Annotated in this window: 15 protein-coding genes; 7 read left to right on the forward strand and 8 right to left on the reverse strand. The window is 69.6% G+C overall.

Going from position 1 to position 16,290, the window contains the following annotated elements:
* Positions 1-31 precede the first annotated feature (31 nt).
* The 3 genes from AC1DJH_RS13655 to AC1DJH_RS13665 all read right to left on the reverse strand — a co-directional run bounded on the left by AC1DJH_RS13655 (position 32) and on the right by AC1DJH_RS13665 (position 2,462).
* Positions 32-1,105 carry an MBL fold metallo-hydrolase gene (locus AC1DJH_RS13655; RefSeq protein WP_478186051.1) on the reverse strand — a complete coding sequence of 358 codons (1,074 nt, stop codon included), beginning with the start codon at positions 1,103-1,105 and terminating at the stop codon, positions 32-34.
* Positions 1,106-1,185: 80 nt separating this feature from the next.
* Complete coding sequence (locus AC1DJH_RS13660) at positions 1,186-1,959, reverse strand: SDR family NAD(P)-dependent oxidoreductase (RefSeq protein WP_478186052.1); 774 nt, start codon at positions 1,957-1,959, stop codon at positions 1,186-1,188.
* Positions 1,956-2,462, reverse strand: coding sequence for an ester cyclase (locus tag AC1DJH_RS13665; RefSeq protein ID WP_478186053.1), 507 nt, complete (start codon positions 2,460-2,462; stop codon positions 1,956-1,958). The genes AC1DJH_RS13660 and AC1DJH_RS13665 overlap by 4 nt, the downstream gene beginning before the upstream one ends.
* Positions 2,463-2,629: 167 nt before the next feature.
* On the opposite strand from AC1DJH_RS13665, the gene AC1DJH_RS13670 reads away from it, so the two are divergent.
* Positions 2,630-3,325, forward strand: coding sequence for a Crp/Fnr family transcriptional regulator (locus AC1DJH_RS13670; protein WP_435484416.1), 696 nt, complete (start codon positions 2,630-2,632; stop codon positions 3,323-3,325).
* A 13-nt stretch (positions 3,326-3,338) separates the two neighbouring features.
* Here AC1DJH_RS13670 and AC1DJH_RS13675 read toward each other — a convergent pair whose 3' ends face one another.
* On the reverse strand, positions 3,339-4,313 hold the full coding sequence (locus AC1DJH_RS13675) for a Bug family tripartite tricarboxylate transporter substrate binding protein (protein ID WP_435484415.1): 975 nt from the start codon (positions 4,311-4,313) through the stop codon (positions 3,339-3,341).
* A gap of 41 nt (positions 4,314-4,354) precedes the next feature.
* Positions 4,355-4,795 (reverse strand): OsmC family protein, encoded by a 441-nt coding sequence (locus AC1DJH_RS13680; protein WP_435436432.1) that lies wholly within the window; start codon positions 4,793-4,795, stop codon positions 4,355-4,357.
* 228 nt (positions 4,796-5,023) lie between these two features.
* Between AC1DJH_RS13680 and AC1DJH_RS13685 the strand changes: the two genes are divergently transcribed.
* From AC1DJH_RS13685 to AC1DJH_RS13695, 3 genes are all read left to right on the forward strand, one after another.
* Positions 5,024-6,712: a long-chain fatty acid--CoA ligase gene (locus tag AC1DJH_RS13685; RefSeq protein ID WP_478186054.1), complete on the forward strand. Its 1,689-nt coding sequence runs from the start codon at positions 5,024-5,026 to the stop codon at positions 6,710-6,712.
* A gap of 183 nt (positions 6,713-6,895) precedes the next feature.
* A complete protein-coding gene (locus tag AC1DJH_RS13690) occupies positions 6,896-7,891 on the forward strand; it encodes a L,D-transpeptidase family protein (protein ID WP_478186055.1) in 996 nt (331 codons plus the stop codon).
* Positions 7,892-7,914: 23 nt separating this feature from the next.
* On the forward strand, positions 7,915-8,460 hold the full coding sequence (locus AC1DJH_RS13695; RefSeq protein ID WP_478186056.1) for a M23 family metallopeptidase: 546 nt from the start codon (positions 7,915-7,917) through the stop codon (positions 8,458-8,460).
* 19 nt (positions 8,461-8,479) lie between these two features.
* On the opposite strand, the gene AC1DJH_RS13700 is transcribed toward AC1DJH_RS13695, so the two are convergent.
* Positions 8,480-11,602: an autotransporter family protein gene (locus AC1DJH_RS13700; RefSeq protein ID WP_478186057.1), complete on the reverse strand. Its 3,123-nt coding sequence runs from the start codon at positions 11,600-11,602 to the stop codon at positions 8,480-8,482.
* A gap of 447 nt (positions 11,603-12,049) precedes the next feature.
* On the opposite strand from AC1DJH_RS13700, the gene AC1DJH_RS13705 reads away from it, so the two are divergent.
* Positions 12,050-12,298: a GlsB/YeaQ/YmgE family stress response membrane protein gene (locus AC1DJH_RS13705; RefSeq protein WP_435436438.1), complete on the forward strand. Its 249-nt coding sequence runs from the start codon at positions 12,050-12,052 to the stop codon at positions 12,296-12,298.
* 28 nt (positions 12,299-12,326) lie between these two features.
* Here the strand turns inward: AC1DJH_RS13705 and AC1DJH_RS13710 are convergent, their stop codons facing one another.
* A complete protein-coding gene (locus AC1DJH_RS13710) occupies positions 12,327-12,806 on the reverse strand; it encodes a tetratricopeptide repeat protein (RefSeq protein WP_478186058.1) in 480 nt (159 codons plus the stop codon).
* Positions 12,807-12,939: 133 nt separating this feature from the next.
* On the opposite strand from AC1DJH_RS13710, the gene AC1DJH_RS13715 reads away from it, so the two are divergent.
* On the forward strand, positions 12,940-13,473 hold the full coding sequence (locus tag AC1DJH_RS13715) for a thermonuclease family protein (RefSeq protein WP_472126552.1): 534 nt from the start codon (positions 12,940-12,942) through the stop codon (positions 13,471-13,473).
* Positions 13,474-13,528: 55 nt separating this feature from the next.
* Here the strand turns inward: AC1DJH_RS13715 and AC1DJH_RS13720 are convergent, their stop codons facing one another.
* Positions 13,529-14,875, reverse strand: coding sequence for an NAD(P)/FAD-dependent oxidoreductase (locus tag AC1DJH_RS13720; protein ID WP_478186059.1), 1,347 nt, complete (start codon positions 14,873-14,875; stop codon positions 13,529-13,531).
* Positions 14,876-15,031: 156 nt separating this feature from the next.
* On the opposite strand from AC1DJH_RS13720, the gene egtB reads away from it, so the two are divergent.
* Positions 15,032-16,288: an ergothioneine biosynthesis protein EgtB gene (egtB, locus tag AC1DJH_RS13725; RefSeq protein ID WP_478186060.1), complete on the forward strand. Its 1,257-nt coding sequence runs from the start codon at positions 15,032-15,034 to the stop codon at positions 16,286-16,288.
* Positions 16,289-16,290 lie beyond the last annotated feature (2 nt).

The raw sequence follows: 16,290 nt of genomic DNA on the forward strand, positions 1-16,290 counted from the left end.
TGTGTCTCCTTGCGTCGTTGTTGCGGCGACCTCAGGCCAGCGAGGGTGTGCCGAAGCGCGTTTCGCCCCACAGGTGGCTGGTCGGCGCGCCCGGAAACAGCCAGTGCGGCGAGCATTCGCTGGACGGCACCACGTTGCTGAAGCCGTGTTCGGACGAGGTGCCCGCAAGCGTTTTCTCCAGCACCATCGACAGGTACTGGTCGTTGCTGCCTTCCTGCGTGTTGCCGTTCAGGATCACTTCCGCCCCGGTGGCCTGTGCATAGCGTCGGATGCCGTTGTGGCGCGACTGCAGCGGCGCCCAGCTGTCGGCCGACACCCCGTTCTCGCTGCTCACGCGCAGGCCGTCCGCCGTGCGGTACACCAGCGAATGGTTGCCTTCGGTGTGGCCCGGCGTGTGCACCAGCGCCAGGCCGCGGCCCAGCTGGATGCTGCCGTCGAAGCCCACGATGCGTTCGGCCGGCACGCCGTCCAGCCCGCGCGGGCAGTACCACTCGGCCTGCACCGGCAGCAGGCCTTGCACGTTGGCGAGCTCTTGCCGGTGCACCAGCAGCCTGGCGTTCGGCAGCAGCCCGGGCGTGCCCGCGCTGCCGAGCCAGCGGCGCACGTCCTGCGTGTGCAGGTGGTCGTAGGTGATGTAGTCGACCTGTTCGGGCTTCACGCCGCAGCTGGCCAGTGCCTGCGGCACGGTCTGGTAGACGGGCGCAATGGTCTTGTGCAGGAACTTCGGCGTCTGCTCGCTCAGGCGCTTGAAGTAGGGCGTTTCGTTGCCGGCCTCGAAGTCGGCCGGCGTGAAGAGCAAGGTGCGCAGCCGGCCTTCGAAGTCGTCGTACTGGATCAGCGTGGTGCGCGCCAGCAGATGCACCATGTGCGGCTTGAGCAGCTGCTGCGAGTACACGCCGGTGAAGGCGAACCACGCGGGATAGGGAATGCGCAGCAGGTTGAAGCTGCGCGCAAAGCGCACGGCCGGCGCGTCGAGCAGTTGTTCGCGCAGGGCTTCGGCGCCGTGGCGGATGGCGCGCAACCGGTCTTGCGGCAGGGCGGCGTTGCGTGCGCCGTCGAATGCCGTCAGCTGGGCGAAGCCGGTGGGCTCGGGGTCTCGGGTCATGGTCGTCTCCTGGAAGATTTGTTTTCGATTTGTCGTGTGGTGTCGGGGCGCGATCGAGCCGACTTGGTGCACGGCATGAATCAGTAGACCGAGCGCCCGCCAGAGATATCGAACACCGCCCCCGTGCTGAACGAACAGTCGTCCGACGCCAGCCATGCAGCCATGGCCGCCACCTCGTCCACTTCCACGAAGCGCCCCATCGGCACGCGCGAGAGCAGGGCGGTGCGCAGTTGCTCGCGGTGTTCGGCGGGCACGTCCGCGAACACCTCGGTGTCGGCCGCCGACGGCGTGATGCAGTTCACCAGCACGCCGGAGGACGCCAGCTCCTTGCCGAGCGACTTGGTCAGCGCGATGAGCCCGGCCTTCGACGCGGAGTAGGCGGCGTTGAGGCCGTTGCCCTCCTTGCCCGCGACCGAGGCGATGTTGACGATGCGCCCGCGCCGCTGCGCCAGCATCACCGGCGCCACCGCACGGCAGCACAGCCAGGCGCCCGTGAGGTTGACGTCGAGCACGTTGCGCCACTGCGCAGGCGTGTGGGCCCAGCTCGGCACCGTCGGGCCGAGCACGCCCGCGTTGTTGACCAGGATGTCGATGCCGCCGAAGCGCTCCTGCGACTGCGAGGCCGCGCCGGCGATCTGGTCTTCGTGACGCACGTCGACCACCGCCGAGGTCGCCGTGCCGAGCGGCGCCAGTGTGTGCAAGGCTGCGGACAGCACCGTCGCATCCAGGTCCCACAGCGCCACGCTGGCACCGGCTTGCAGGCAGCGCCGCGCGATGGCCAGGCCGATGCCGCGCGCGCCGCCCGTCACGATCGCGTGGCGGCCTTGCAGCGCGTCGGGGCGCAGGGCCGTCATGCGGCGGCCGCTTCGGGTGCGCGGGCGACCGCGGGCTGGCCCAGCAGGCTGCCCACCAGCGCCGCCACATGCTCCGCGGGCACGCCGACCAGCAGTTGCCGCAGCATCGTCAGCGTGTCGAAGTACACCCGCTCGCACACCAGCGTGTCGCCCTCGAAGATGAAGAAGGCGTTCATCCGGCAGCGAAAGCTGTTGCCGGTGGGCGCAATGCCCTTCAACGGGCCGCGGTGCGTGCCGAGCAGCCAGAACTCCACGATCACCGAATCGTCGGCGTGCCGCAGCTGGATGATCTCGTGGCGCTGGTCGGGAAAGGCGCGGCGCGTGTCGATGTAGTACTGCCGCACGTCGGCCGTGCCGTCGTGCACCTCGCCGCTGGGAATCAGCTCGTAGTGCGGGTGCGGGAAGGTGCCGAGCACGGCGTCGAAGTCTTGCCGGGTCTCGTCGGCGAAGTGGTCGAGCACGAGGCGCTCGCGGCGGGCTTGAAGTTCGGTGCGGGTGTTCATCGGGGTGTGCTCCATGTGACAGGAATGGCAGGGAATGACGGGCGGCCTCGGGTTGCTGCGAATGCGCCGCACCGGGCTCGCTGCGTACTATCGGCAGCCCCTCGAAACAAGACTGTCCGGTGTTGGCAATCGCCGCTACGGACAAACCCGCGATGCCGCGCACGCCCATGCCCTCCAGACCCACCGAGACGGATTCACCGGTGCACAACAGCGACATGCGCCTGGCCGGCGACGTGCAGCAGCGCCTGCTGGCGGTCGCGCACCGGCGCACGCTGGCGCGCGGCGAATCGCTCTTTCACAAGGGCTCGGCGCCCGATGCGCTGTTCGGCGTGGTCGGTGGATCGCTGCGCGTGAGCGTGGTGGCGCCGGGCGGGCGCGAGGCGGTGATCGCGATGCTCGAACCCGGGCACTGGTTCGGCGAGGTGTCGCTGCTGGTGGGGCGCGAGCGCGTGTACGACACCTGCGCGGTCGACACGACCGAGATGGCGGTGGTCGCGGCGGCCGACTTCCACCGGCTGGTGGCCGAGCATCCCGACGTGCACATGGCCTTCACGCGGCTGGTGTGCCTGCGGCTGCGCCAGGCGCTGGCGTGGATCGACGACGTCATCCTGATGCCGCTGCCCGTGCGGCTCGCGCACCGGCTGCTCACGCTGGACGCGCATGGCAAGGCGCCGGGCGAGGGGGGCGGCACGCTTCTGGGCGTGTCGCAGGAAGACCTGTCGTTCATGCTCGGCGTGTCGCGCCAGAGCGTGAACCGGCAATTGAAGCTGTGGGAAGAAGACGGCACGCTGCGCGTGCGCTACCGCAGCATCGAACTGCTGAGCCGCGCACAGCTGGAGCGGCACGCGGCCAGGCCCAGCTGAGTGCCGGAAACCGTCAGTCCATCCGCGCGCCCGAGGCCTTCACCGCCTGTTCCCAGCGCGGCGTCTCCGTCGCCAGGAAGCGCGCGAAGTCTTCGCTGCCCAGGAAGGCCGGGTCGGCGCCCTGGCTCACCATGCGGTCGCGCACCTCGGGGCTGGTCAGCACCTGCCTGAAGGCGTCGCTCAGTCTGGCGACCACGTCGCTGGGGGTGTTCTTGGGCGCCAGGAAGCCGTAGAAGCCCACCACCTCGAAGCCCTTCACGCCCGACTCGATCACGGTCGGCACGTCGGGCAGGGCGGGGTTGCGCTCGCGGCTGGTCACGGCCAGCGCGCGCACCTTGCCCTGCTTGTGATAGCTGGCCGCCTGCGGAATGGACTCGGCCATGAACTGCACCTGCCCGCCCATCAGGTCGGTGAAGGCCGGCGCGCTGCCGCGGTAGGGGATGTGCACCATGAACAGGCCGGTCGCGGTCTTGAACATCTCGGGCACCAGGTGGCTGATGCCGCCGTTGCCGGCCGAGCCGTAGTTGACCTGGCCCGGCCGCGCCTTGGCGTAGTCGATGAACTGCTTGAGGTTCTGCACTGGCAGCTTAGGCGTGACCAGCAGCGCCAGCGGCTGCATGGCGGTGCGCGCGATGGGCACGAAGTCGCGCTGCGTGTTGTAGGGCAGCTTGCTGTACAGCGCCCCGTTGATCACGGCCACGCCGGTGTTGGCCAGCATGAGCGTGTAGCCGTCGGCGGGGCTCTTGGCGACCGCGTCGGCCCCCACCGAGCCGCCCGCGCCGGGCTTGTAGTCGACGATCAGCGGCTGGCCGAGCACGGCCTGCAGCTTGTCCGTGAGCAGGCGCGCATGCTGGTCGAGCGGCCCGCCGGCGGGGAAGCCGATGACGACCTTGATCGGCTTGTCGGGGTAGGCCGCCAGCGCGTTCGTGGCGAGCGCGCCCGTGGCGAAAGAAAGGACCGCGAGCGCGGTCCGGATGGGGGTGTTCATGATCCGTCTCCTTGTTGTGGAGAGGATCATAAGCAGCCCGCTCAGGCGGCCAGCGTGGCCTTCAGCGTGATTTCGGGCACGCTCGCCAGCGCCTTCGACAGCGGGCAGCCGGCCTTGGCGGCGGCGGCGATTTCCTGGAACTTGGCTTCGTCGAGGCCGGGCACGGCGGCATCGAGCTCGAGCTGGATGCGGTCGATCTTGAAGCCGGCGCCGTCCTTGGCCAGCCGCACGGCCGCCTTGGTGTCGATGCGCGTGGCGGCCAGGCCTGCCGCTTCCAGCGCGAACGCAAAGGCCATCGTCAGGCAGGCGGCATGCGCCGCGCCCACGATTTCCTCGGGGTTGGTGCCGCGCTTGTCGTCCTCGAAGCGGCTGGCGAAGCCGTAGGGGTAGTCTTTCAGCGCGCCGGTCTCGGTGCTGACCTGGCCCTTGCCGGTCTTGCCGGCGCCTTCCCAGTGAACGCTTGCGTGCTTGTCTGCTGCCATGTCGGTTCCTTCAGTCGGGTGGTGGATGAAAAGAGAGCCTCAGCTTCGCCCTTGAAGCGGCGGTTGTCTGTAGTCGCACGGCGCATGCGGCATGCCCAGCGAACGGGCCGAGTGTGAGACAAAAGGGCGTCGCCAATGTGACGCTCCGGGGGCTTCCCCGATGGGAGCCGCGGCCTCGGCGGCTTAGGCTGGCGGACTGTCCGCTCTTCTTTCCCGCCTGTTCTCACCATGCAACAACGCCCGCATCACAAGTTCTGGCCCAAACGCCTCCCGCACGCGATCACCGTCCCCGCCACCTCGCTCTGGCACAACCTGGCCACCTCGGCCGCGCGCTACCCCGACAAGCCCGCGCTGGTGTTCTTCGGCCGCGTGCTCAGCTACCGCGATTTCGCGGCCCAGGCCGAGCGCCTGGCCGGTGCGCTGCATGCACTGGGCGTGAAGCGCGGCGACCGCGTGATCCTGGACATGCAGAACTGCCCGCAGCTGGTGATCGCGCATTTCGCGATCCTGCGCGCCAACGCCGTGGTGGTGCCGGTCAACCCGATGAACCGGGCCGAGGAACTCAAGCACTACATCACCGATCCCGACGCCAAGGTGGCCATCATCACCGGCGACCTGGCCGGCGAACTGGCCAAGGCCAGCAACGCGCTGCCGCCCGAGCAGCAGCTCGCGCACATGATCGTGACCCAGTTCACCGACGCCTTCGACGCCGACGCGTCCGGAGACGACGCCCCGGCACCTGCCTGGAAAGACTGGCTCACCACCCGCCACCCCCTGCCCGAGCTGGCCAACGGCAAGACGCTGGCCTGGACCGATGCGCTGGCCGCCGACCACCCGCCGCCCGAGCACGTGGTGGGCGCCAACGACATGGCGCTGCTGCCCTACACCAGCGGCACCACCGGCCTGCCCAAGGGCTGCGTGCACCACCATTCGAGCCTGATGCACAACGCGGTGGCCGGCCAGATGTGGGGCGGCTCCACGTCCGAAGCGGTGGTGCTGGCCGTGGTGCCCATGTTCCACATCACCGGCGTGGTGAGCATGATGCACACGGCCGTGCTGGCGGCGGCCACGCTGATCGTCATGCCGCGCTGGGACCGCGACGTGGCCGGGCGGCTCATTTCGCGCTGGAAGGTCACGGCCTGGACCAACATCCCGACCATGGTCATCGACCTCATGGCCAGCCCCAACTTCGCGAGCTACGACCTGTCGAGCATGAACTACATCGGCGGCGGCGGCGCCGCCATGCCGCAGGCGGTGGCGCAGCGCCTGTTCGAGCAGTACGGCCTGAAGTACCAGGAGGGCTACGGGCTCACCGAGACCGCCGCGCCGTCCCACACCAACCCGTCGGACCACCCCAAGCAGCAGTGCCTGGGCATTCCGTTCATGAGCACCGACGCCCGCGTGGTCGACCCCGACACGCTGGTTGAAATGCCCATCGGCGAATCGGGCGAGATCATCATCCATGGCCCCGAGGTGTTCCAGGGCTACTGGAAGCGCCCCGACGCCACGGCCGCCGCCTTCGTCGAGTTCGAGGGCAAGCGCTTCTTCCGCTCGGGCGACATGGGCCGCATGGACGAGGAGGGCTACTTCTTCATCACCGACCGGCTGAAACGCATGATCAACGCGAGCGGCTTCAAGGTGTGGCCGGCCGAGGTCGAGCTGCTGATGTTCCGACACCCCGCCATCCAGGAGGCCTGCGTCATCTCGACCAAGGACGACTACCGAGGCGAATCGGTCAAGGCCGTGGTGGTGCTGCGCGCCACGCACAAGGACACGACCGAGCAGCAGATCATCGACTGGTGCCGCGAGAACATGGCGGTCTACAAGATCCCGCGCAAGGTGCAGTTCGTCGATGCGCTGCCCAAGAGCGGCAGCGGCAAGGTGATGTGGCGGCTGCTGCAGGAGGCCGAGACCTGAGCAGGGCGGCGCGATGCGTCGCCACAGCCCGTGGTCCGATGTCGTGCATGCGATGACTGCCTGAGACTACAGCGCGCGCGCTGGCGGGGCTGTACGGTTCGCGTTTTCACAGGAATCGCCATGCCCACCAGCCCGCAGAGCCGTACAACCGTCCCGACCCGCCGCATATTCCTCGCGACATCCTTGGCTGCGTGCGCCGCAATGGCGCCGTGGTCGGTGTGGGCCGCGGGGCCGTCGGCGAAGACAAAGCCCCGCGAGCCCGAAGCGTCCGATGCGCTGGACAAACTGAATGCGCAGAACAGCACCCCGGTGCTCGCGCAAGGTTCCAAGGGCAGCGCGGTGGTGCGCGCGCAGATCCTGCTGGACCGCGTGTGGTTTTCGCCCGGCGAGATCGACGGCGGTTTCGGCGCGAACATGCGGCGCGTGGTGTCGGCCTACCAGGAGGCCAACGGTCTCTCCGTCACCGGCAAGGTCGACGCCGCGACCTGGGGCGTGCTGACCAAGGAGGCAGCCCCCTTGTTCGAGACCTACACCATCACCGACAAGGACGTGGCAGGCCCCTTCACCCCGACACCCCGCGCCATGGCCGAGCGCGCCAAGCTCAAGTCGCTCGACTACGAGAACCTGAGGGAAGCGCTGTCGGAGCGCTTCCACATGGCACCGCGCCTTCTGGCGGACCTGAACAAGGGCTCGGGCTTCAAGGCCGGCGATTCGATCGTCGTGGTCGGTGCGGCAACCGACGCCGACGCGCGCGTGGTGGCCGCGGCCAGGTCCATCCGCATCACCAAGGCGGACCACATGCTCTTCGTGCTGGACGGCAAGGGCGTGCCGCTCGCGGGATTCCCGATCAGCATCGGCGGCCCGCTCGATCCGCTGGAAGTGGGAAAGATGAAGATCACCAACGAGGTGAAGAACCCCACGTTCACCTACAACCCGGCGATCCTGAAAAAGGGCGTGCCGGCCGATGCACAAAAGGTCGACGTCGCGGCAGGGCCCAACAACCCGGTGGGCAACATCTGGATGGGGCTTTCCAAACCGCACTGGGGCATTCACGGCACGCCGTCGCCCGAGCGCGTCGGTCACGAAGAGACCAACGGCTGCATCCACCTGACCAACTGGAATGCGGCGCGGCTGTCGCAGCTGGCGAAAGCCGGGTTCGCCGTCGAGGTGCGGGCCTAGCCGTGCGCGGGGCGATCTTCGGGATGCGCCTGCTCGCGGCGTGCACGTCGGGCGCCTGCTTCTGGCTTGCCGGCCTGGGTGTGGCATTGGCCCAGGGTGCTGCGGCCGCGCCCGAGGACGGCGCCGCGCTGCTGGCTGCGCGTGCCATCGCGATGCCCATCGACGGCGTCGCCGGGCGCGCGCTGCACGACACCTTCACCGACCGGCGCACCGGCGGCTCGCACGAGGCACTCGATATTCTTGCGCCGCGCGGCACGCCGGTTCGCGCCGTAGACGACGGAAAGCTGGTGAAGCTGTTCACCAGCGTGCCGGGCGGGCTCACGGTCTACCAGTTCGACCCGGGCGGCCGGCTGGCCTACTACTACGCCCACCTCGACCGGTACCCGGAGAACCTGCGCGAGGGAATGGCGCTGCGAAGGGGCGACGTCATCGGCTATGTCGGCACGACGGGCAATGCGCCGCCCGACGTGCCGCACCTGCACTTCGCCGTCTTCGTGCTCGATGCGGACAAGCGCTGGTGGAAAGGCACGGCGATCAACCCGTATCCGGTGTTGCGGCAGTTGCCCTGACACTTGCCAGCGCACTCGCTCACCAGCGCACTTTCACGCCCAGGCTCGCCTGCAAGCCGCCCTTCGTGCGCGTGTCGCCGCCCGAGGCCCACAGCTTGCCCAGCTCCGCATACAGGCTGGTGCTTTCGGTGACTTGCAGCGTGCCTCCGGCCGCCAGCTCGGTGCTGGTGCCACCCGTGCGCGTGGCGATGTCGGTGGAGGCAGCCGGGCCGACGAAGCGGGTGATGTCCGTGCCGCTGCCGCTGCGGTACACGTTGAAGCGCACGTAGGGCTGCAGCAGGCCGGCGCCGGTGGCCATCTCACCCTTGAGCCGCACGCCCGCGCGCAGCAGCCAGCCGTCGTGGCTGTTCTGCTGCACCAGGGCGCCGGCGATGCCGGTGTCGTCCAGGCTCACGCGCTGGTGCACCAGTTGCAGCTGCGGCTCGATGGTCCAGTTCGGCGCAATGGCGAAGGCCTGGCCGACCTCGACGGAGGCCAGCAGGCTGTCGCCCTTGCCCGAGCTGCCGAAGCTGAGGGTCGGGGACACCGTGTAGCGATGACGCCCGGCCTGCAGCACGCTGTCGACGTACAGGCCGCCGTCGTTCTTCCAGGTGGCGTACGCGCCGAAGAACTGGCTGCGCAGGTCGTTGGAGCCGACGGCGAGGTTCTGCACGCCGCTGGCGAAGCCCGTCACGCGCATGTCGCCGTCGAGCTGGCCCACGTACACGCCCACGCGCCAGTTCGGGTCGGCCCACAGGTCGGTGCCGGCCTGGAAGCCGGTGAGGCGCCCTTCGCTGGTGGGGCTGACGGTGCCGGCCTGCGAGATGGTGCGGTCGGTGCTGATGACGCGGCCCCAGGCCTGGCGGTAGCCCTGCTCCGGCGACGCGGTGTTGGCGCCGCTCGGGCCGTCGTCGCCCACGCGCTGGTGCAGGTTGCCCAGCATCGCCAGGCCGGCCTGGCGGAACTGCTCGGGCAGCGCGGCGTAGAGCGGTACTTCGGCGCGGTAGGTGGGAACGACGATCCCCGCAGCGGCTGTGCCCGTGGTGCCCGCGCCGGCGTTGAGCGGGGTGCCGGTGCCGGTGGACGTACCTGGGTCTGCGCCAGTGGCGCCGCCTGGCGGCGCGATGGTGGTGGTCGAGCGCAGGTACCAGTTCTCGCCCGCACCGCTGGCATCGGCTGCGTACAGGCGGTACTCGAAGGCACCGGCATCGACGTGGCCACCCGACAGGGTGAAGGCGTTGCGGGTGGTCTGCGCCGTGGTGGTGGCGCCGTTGATGGCGCTGATCACCTCGATGCCGTTGCCGGCGGTGAGCGCGCCCAGGCCGCCCAGGTTGACGATCTGCACGTTGGTGGTGCCGCTGGCAATGGCGGTGGCCCCGCTGAGCACCAGCCGGTCGGTCACGCTGCTGCTGTTGCCCAGCACGGTGCCCAGGCGCAGCGTGCCGCCGTTGCCCACCCACGGGCCGGTCACGGTGAGCGTGGTGCCCGCCACCGCGCCCGGCAGCGACACGGTGCCGGCGTTGGTCATCGACGCCACGGTCTGGCTGTGGCCAGCCAGGTCCAGCGTGGCGCCAGAGGCCACGTTGAAGGCGCTCGCGCTGCTGAACGTGTTGACCACGCCGGCGCGCAAGGTGCCGGCCGCGACGCTGGTGGCGCCGCTGTTGGTGTTGGCGCCGCTCACCGTCAGCACGCCCGCGCCGGCCTTCACCAGATCGCTTGCGCCGGAGACGGGCCCCGTCCAGCTCAGGCTGTTGCCGTTGGTGTCGATGGTGCCGGTGCCGCCGAGGATCAGTGCGTTGGGCACGCTCAGGCCGTTGGCCCCGGCGATCACGCTGGCAGTGGCGCCGGGGTCGATGGCAATCGCGCCGACGAGTACAGCGCCCGGGCTCAGCGTGAGACTGTTGCCGCCGGCAGTGAATTCGACGGCCGACGCGCGGGTGACGCCGTCGCCGCCCAGCCCGCCCGAGATGGTGCCGGTGTTCGTTACCGTCAGGTTCGAGCCCAGCACACCGGCACCGCCTGCGCCGTTCGCGCCGTTGGGGCCGCCGTTGTTGCCGAGCCCGCCCGCGCCGCCGGCACCGCCCGTGATGCTGCCGGTGTTGGCGATGGTGGCCGCGGTGCCCGTGGACGACAGGCCCACGCCGCCGTCGCCGCCCGCGCCCGGTGCGCCTGTGCCGGTGGCGCCACCGCCGCCGTTTCCGCCCGCGCCGCCGGCTCCGCCCGAGATCACGCCGGCGTTGTGCGCGGCAATGGTGCTGCCGACCAGCGTGAGACCGATGCCGCCCGCCCCGCCGCCGCCGCCCGATGCGTTGAGCTGGCTCGGCAGCAGGTTGGTGCCGCCGGCACCGCCCGCACCCCCGGCAATGGTGCACAGGTTGGTGAACGCCAGCCCCTGCGTGGCCGCGTTCACGAAGAAGCCGCCGCCGCCGCTGCCGCCGCCGCCGGCTTGCGAGAAGGCGTCGCCGCCGGCGCCGCCGGCACCGCCGAGGGCCGGCCCTGATGAGGTGTAGCTGACCAGCGGCGCATTGAGGAGGGCGCCGTAGCCGCCCGCACCGCCGCCGCCCGCGGCCCAGTAGCCCTGGCCGCCCGCGCCGCCGGCGCCGCCCGTGTGGCTGTCGGTGGACCCGCTGAGGTTGTTGGGGATCGACGCGCCCTGGAAGCCGCCACCGCCCCCGCCGCCGTAGCCATTGCCGTTGAGCGCGTCGCCGGTCTGCGACTGGCCGGCGCTGCCGTTCGCACCCTGGAACGCGCCCGGGCCGACGATGTTGCTGGTGGTGCCCGCCGCGCCGCCCGTGCCCGCCGTGGCCCCGGCGAACGTGCCGGTGTTCGCGTTGCTCCCCGCCGTGACGCCCGCGGGTGTCGACGAACCGCCGTTGCCGCCGCTCGCGTTGACGCTTGCATCGTTGAGCGCGCCGCTTCCGCCGTTGCCGTCGCTGCCTCCGGCTCCCGCATGCAGCAGCGCAACGCCCGCAGGTTGGCCGCCAGCGCCGCCTGCCGCCATGACCGGCCCGGCGCACAGCAGTGCCGCCGCCGTGGCGATCGCACCCAGGTTGCTGCCCTTGCGGATGTTGCGGGAAGACCGCGCGTGACCGCGCGAAGCCTCGTCGATGGCCACCCCGGCGCCATGCGTGGAATTCCACAGACTTCGATAGATATTGTTCATGGCCTCAACCTGTTGCTTCGATACCTGATGGGGGCAGGCGCCCACGTGCGGCGGCATTGAAATGCGCCTCCACGTCACGTGATTTCCAGAATTCAAGTGAAAAATGTAAGTACGCGTAGGAATCGGCGGTATGCCCGATAGGCGGTACCCCCGCATGCCGTGTGCGGGTGTGTGGCGTAGCTCCGGTGCCCGGGGGGCACGCGCTTTGCCGAGTCCAACCCTGAACTGCGTCAGGGCGTAACGGATGTTTCGGCTATAGGCTCAAAGTATTACGGGTGCGAAACCCAAAGCGCTGCGCGTCGGCGCACGCGCGATGCGCCCAAGCGGCGACTTCCTACAGCGCCGCGGCAGTGCCGCACGCACCATCGAATGCATTCGGGTGCGTGCCCGGAATGTTCGATGGTCTTGGCAGCGGAGTCCCCGCTGCTTTTTTTTCAAGGAATTTTCATGTCGCTGATCTGGACGATCATCATTGGCTTTCTGGCAGGTCTGGTCGCACGCGCGGTGTTGCCGGGGCGGCAAACGCTCGGTTTCATCTGGACCACCCTGCTGGGCATTGCGGGCTCGCTGATCGCCACCTATCTGGGTCAGGCGATGGGTTGGTACGCGGCAGGCACGGGCGCCGGGTTCATCGCGTCGGTGGTGGGCGCCATCGTGGTGCTGGTGATCTACGGGATGGTGACCAAGCGCGCCTGAGTACGCAGGGCGCCCCGCGCTCTTGCTCTTACTTGCGCGCCAGCGACTTCAGCAGCGTGCCCGCTTCCTTCTTGCCCTCCGCGCTGATGCACGGGGAGGCCGCCGCCTTGCTCAGGTAGTCGACGACCTTGCGGTGGTTCTGGTTGGGGCCTTCCCAGAGAAAGAGCCGCCCGAGTTCCAGCGCGGCATCGTCGTCGCCGCGCGCATAGGCGCGTTCGAACCAGAAGCGGGCCCAGCGGAAGTTGCCTTCGTCGCGGTAGCAGATCGCCAGGTTGGCGCAGCCCGCGATGTCGCCGGCCCTGGCGGCCTTGCGGTACCAATCGCGCGCGGCCGCGGCGTCCTTCTTCACACCGATGCCATGGTCCAGAAAGTAGCCCACGCTGTTGAGCGCATGGGTCTCGCCCGCCGCCGCCGCCTTCAGGAACAGCGAGAGCGCCTTCTTGTGCGCGCCGGCCTCCCATGCGTCGTTGGCCGCGAGAAACCAGTCGTCGTTGGTCGGTTCTTGCATGGTGCGGGGTCTCCTTCGAAGCACCGGCGGAAAGACAGAGGGAAAAAGGAAAAAGTCTGTGTACCGGGCGCCTGCGGTGCGCGGATGACTTAGCCTCGATCCGGCGGCCATTCTGCCTATCTCCTGCTCTTTCATGCACTTTCGCGCGCTCCCTTCCGCCTTCTGTCTTTTCAGCCTTCTGGCTTTTCCTCTTTTCTCCCAGGCCGCTCCGCGCACCTGCCTCGTCGTCGGCATCAGCGACGGCGATACGCTCACCGCCCGCTGCGGCCGCGCGGGCGCCTACGAGCGCGTGAAGGTGCGCATCGCGGCCATCGACGCACCCGAATGGTCGCAGCCCTACGGCCGGCGCAGCAAGCAGGCGCTGAGCGACATCTGCTTTCAGGTGAAGGCGCGCATCACCGAGATCGATACCGACCGCTACGGCCGCACGGTGGCCGACGTCGACTGCAACGGCGAGGACGCCGGCAGCCGCATGGTTTCCCAAGGCTGGGCCTGGGTGTACGACTACGACCGCATCGCCACCAAGCGGGGCGGCGGCCTGTTCAAGCTGCAGGACAGCGCGCGGGCGCGGCGCCTGGGCCTGTGGGCCGATGCGAAGCCCACGCCGCCCTGGGACTGGCGCAAGCACCAGCGCAACGAGCAGCCGCACTGGGGCAGTTTCTTCTGAGCGGGCGGGGCAGCGGGTTCGACAGACGCCGCCCACCCCGGGCAGCGCGTGGCCGTCAGGACTCGCTCTTGCCCTGCACGTCGGCCACCACGCGCGCATTGCGCCGGAAGCTCCAGTAGGCGCCGGCCCAGTCCATCATCACGACGATGCGGTTGCGGAACCCGATCAGGAAGTACGCGTGCGCGAACAGCCAGAACAGCCACGCGAGCCGGCCGCTGAAGCGCAGCGGGCCGAAGGGCGTGCCCAGGTCGACCACGGCCGAGTTGCGGCCGATGGTGGCCAGGTTGCCGTAGTCCGCATAGCGGAACGGCACCGTCGGCTGGCCCGCGATGCGCCGCAGGATGTTCGCGGCCGCGGCGCGCCCCATCTGCTTGGCGCCCGGCGACACGCCGGGCACCGGCTTGGGCGGCTTGCCGGGCGCATGGCTCATGGCCGCGGCCAGGTCGCCGACCACGCTGATCTCGGGGTGGCCGGCCAGGCTCAGGTCGGGCTCGACCTTGATGCGCCCGGCGCGGTCGCATTCGACGCCGGTGGCCGCGCCGAGCATGCGGCCCAGCGGCGAGGCGGCCACGCCGGCGGCCCAGACCACGCAACTGCTATCGATTCGGTAGCTTGTGACGGGCGCACCGTCTGCGCCACCACCGGTCTGCACCTCGAGCCCGGTCGGGTCGATGGCGGTCACACGCGCGTTCAACCGCACCTCGACGCCCAGTTTTTCCAGTTGCTCCAGCGCCTTCTGGCTCAGCGATTCGGGCATGGCCTGCAGCACGCGCGGGCCGCCTTCCACCAGCAGCACCTGCGAGCTGCTCGGGTCGATGTGGCGGAACTCGCCCGACAGCGTGTGCTTGGCGATCTCGGCCAGCGTGCCGGCCATTTCCACGCCCGTGGGGCCGGCGCCGATCACCACGAAGGTGAGCAGGGCGCGGCGGCGCCCGGGGTCGGTGGTGATCTCGGCCGCCTCGAACGACAGCAGCACGCGGCGGCGGATCTCGAAGGCATCGGCCAGCGTCTTCAGCCCGGGTGCCACGCTCGCCCATTCGTCGTGCCCGAAGTAGCTGTGCGTGGCACCGGCCGCGACGACGAGGTGGTCGTAGGCCACGCGGGCGCCGTGCGCCAGGTGCACGGTGCGCGTGGCGGGATCGATGCCGCTCACTTCGCCCAGCAGCGTCGTGATGTTCGGCTGCTTGCGAAACAGCGAGCGCACCGGCGCCGCGATGGAGGGCGCGGCCAGCCCGGCGGTCGCCACCTGGTAGAGCAGGGGCTGGAACAGATGGTGGTTGGTCTTGTCGATCACCGTCACATCGACGTCGGCGTTCTGCAGCTTGCGCGCGGCTTCGAGTCCGCCGAATCCGCAGCCGACGATGACGACTTGGGGCCTGCCCGAGGGGTTGGTCGTTTGCATCCGATGGATGATACGCAGCGCGTCCTGCGCGCCCCGGCATCTTGTGCCACAGTGGCTGCCCGCCGACTTCCTGGCTGCGGACCTGCGGGACGTTGTCCTACGCACCGCCGTAACCGGGATGGGCTACAACTTGCGGCTGACCCGACTGGAGACCCCATGACGCTTTCCCGGCCGATCACACCGGCGGCGAGCGCACTGCGCGACAAGTTCCGCGAAGTGCGTGCCACGAGCCTGGCGCTTGCCGAACCGCTTTCCGCCGAAGACCAGTGCATCCAGTCCATGCCCGACGCGAGCCCGACCAAGTGGCACCTGGCGCACACGACGTGGTTCTTCGAGACGGTGCTGCTGCAACCGCACGCAACGGGCTACTCGCCGTTCGACCTGCGTTTTCACTATCTCTTCAACTCCTACTACGAGGCGTTGGGGCCGCGTCATCCGCGCCCGCAGCGCGGCCTGCTCACGCGGCCGTCGGCGGACGAGGTGCATGCCTACCGCCGCCATGTGGACGAGGCGGTGGTGGCATTGCTGGAAACGGCAGGGCTCGACTGGGCCGCCATCGAGCCCATCGTCACGCTCGGGCTGAACCACGAGCAGCAGCACCAGGAGCTGCTGCTCACCGACATCCTGCACGCGCTGTCGTGCAACCCGCTGCTGCCGGCGTACAAGCCCGCAAGCGGCCCGGCGCTGCGGCTGGCCGCGGTGCCGCCCGCCATGCGTTGGATCGCGCAGCCCGGCGGCGTGGTCGAGGTGGGGTTCGCGGGGGGGCAGGGATTTTGTTTCGACAACGAGACGCCGCGGCACAAGGCGCTGGTGCAGCCACACGCCATTGCCGACCGGCTGGTGAACTGCGGGGACTACGCGCAGTTCATCGCCGACGGCGGCTACCAGCGGCCCGAGCTGTGGCTGTCCGACGGCTGGGCCGCGGTGCAGGCGAACGGCTGGCGGCATCCGGCGTACTGGCTCGCGAGCAACGATCCTCGCCTGGGCCTGGGTGCGCAGTCGCAGGGCGCCGCCAGTTGGCATGTGTTTGGCCTGCACGGGGTGCGGCCCATGGAGGCCGAGGCGCCTGTCTCGCAACTGAGCTTCTACGAGGCCGCCGCCTATGCCGAATGGGCCGGTGCGCGCCTGCCGACCGAGTTCGAATGGGAGGCCGCCTTCGACGCGCCCGGCATCACGCAGATGGCGGGGCATGTCTGGCAGTGGACACGGTCGTCGTACGACCCGTACCCCGGCTTTCGTCCCATGCCCGGTATCGCGGCCGAATACAACGGCAAGTTCATGGTGGGGCAGCTGGTGTTGCGCGGCGGCAGCGTGGCCACGCCGGCCGGGCACACGCGAGCGAGCTACCGCAACTTCTTTCCGCCGGCCGCGCGCTGGCAGTTCTCGGGGCTGCGGCTCGCGAAAGACCTTTGATC

The sequence above is a fragment of the Variovorax sp. 10N412 genome (assembly GCF_056394985.1).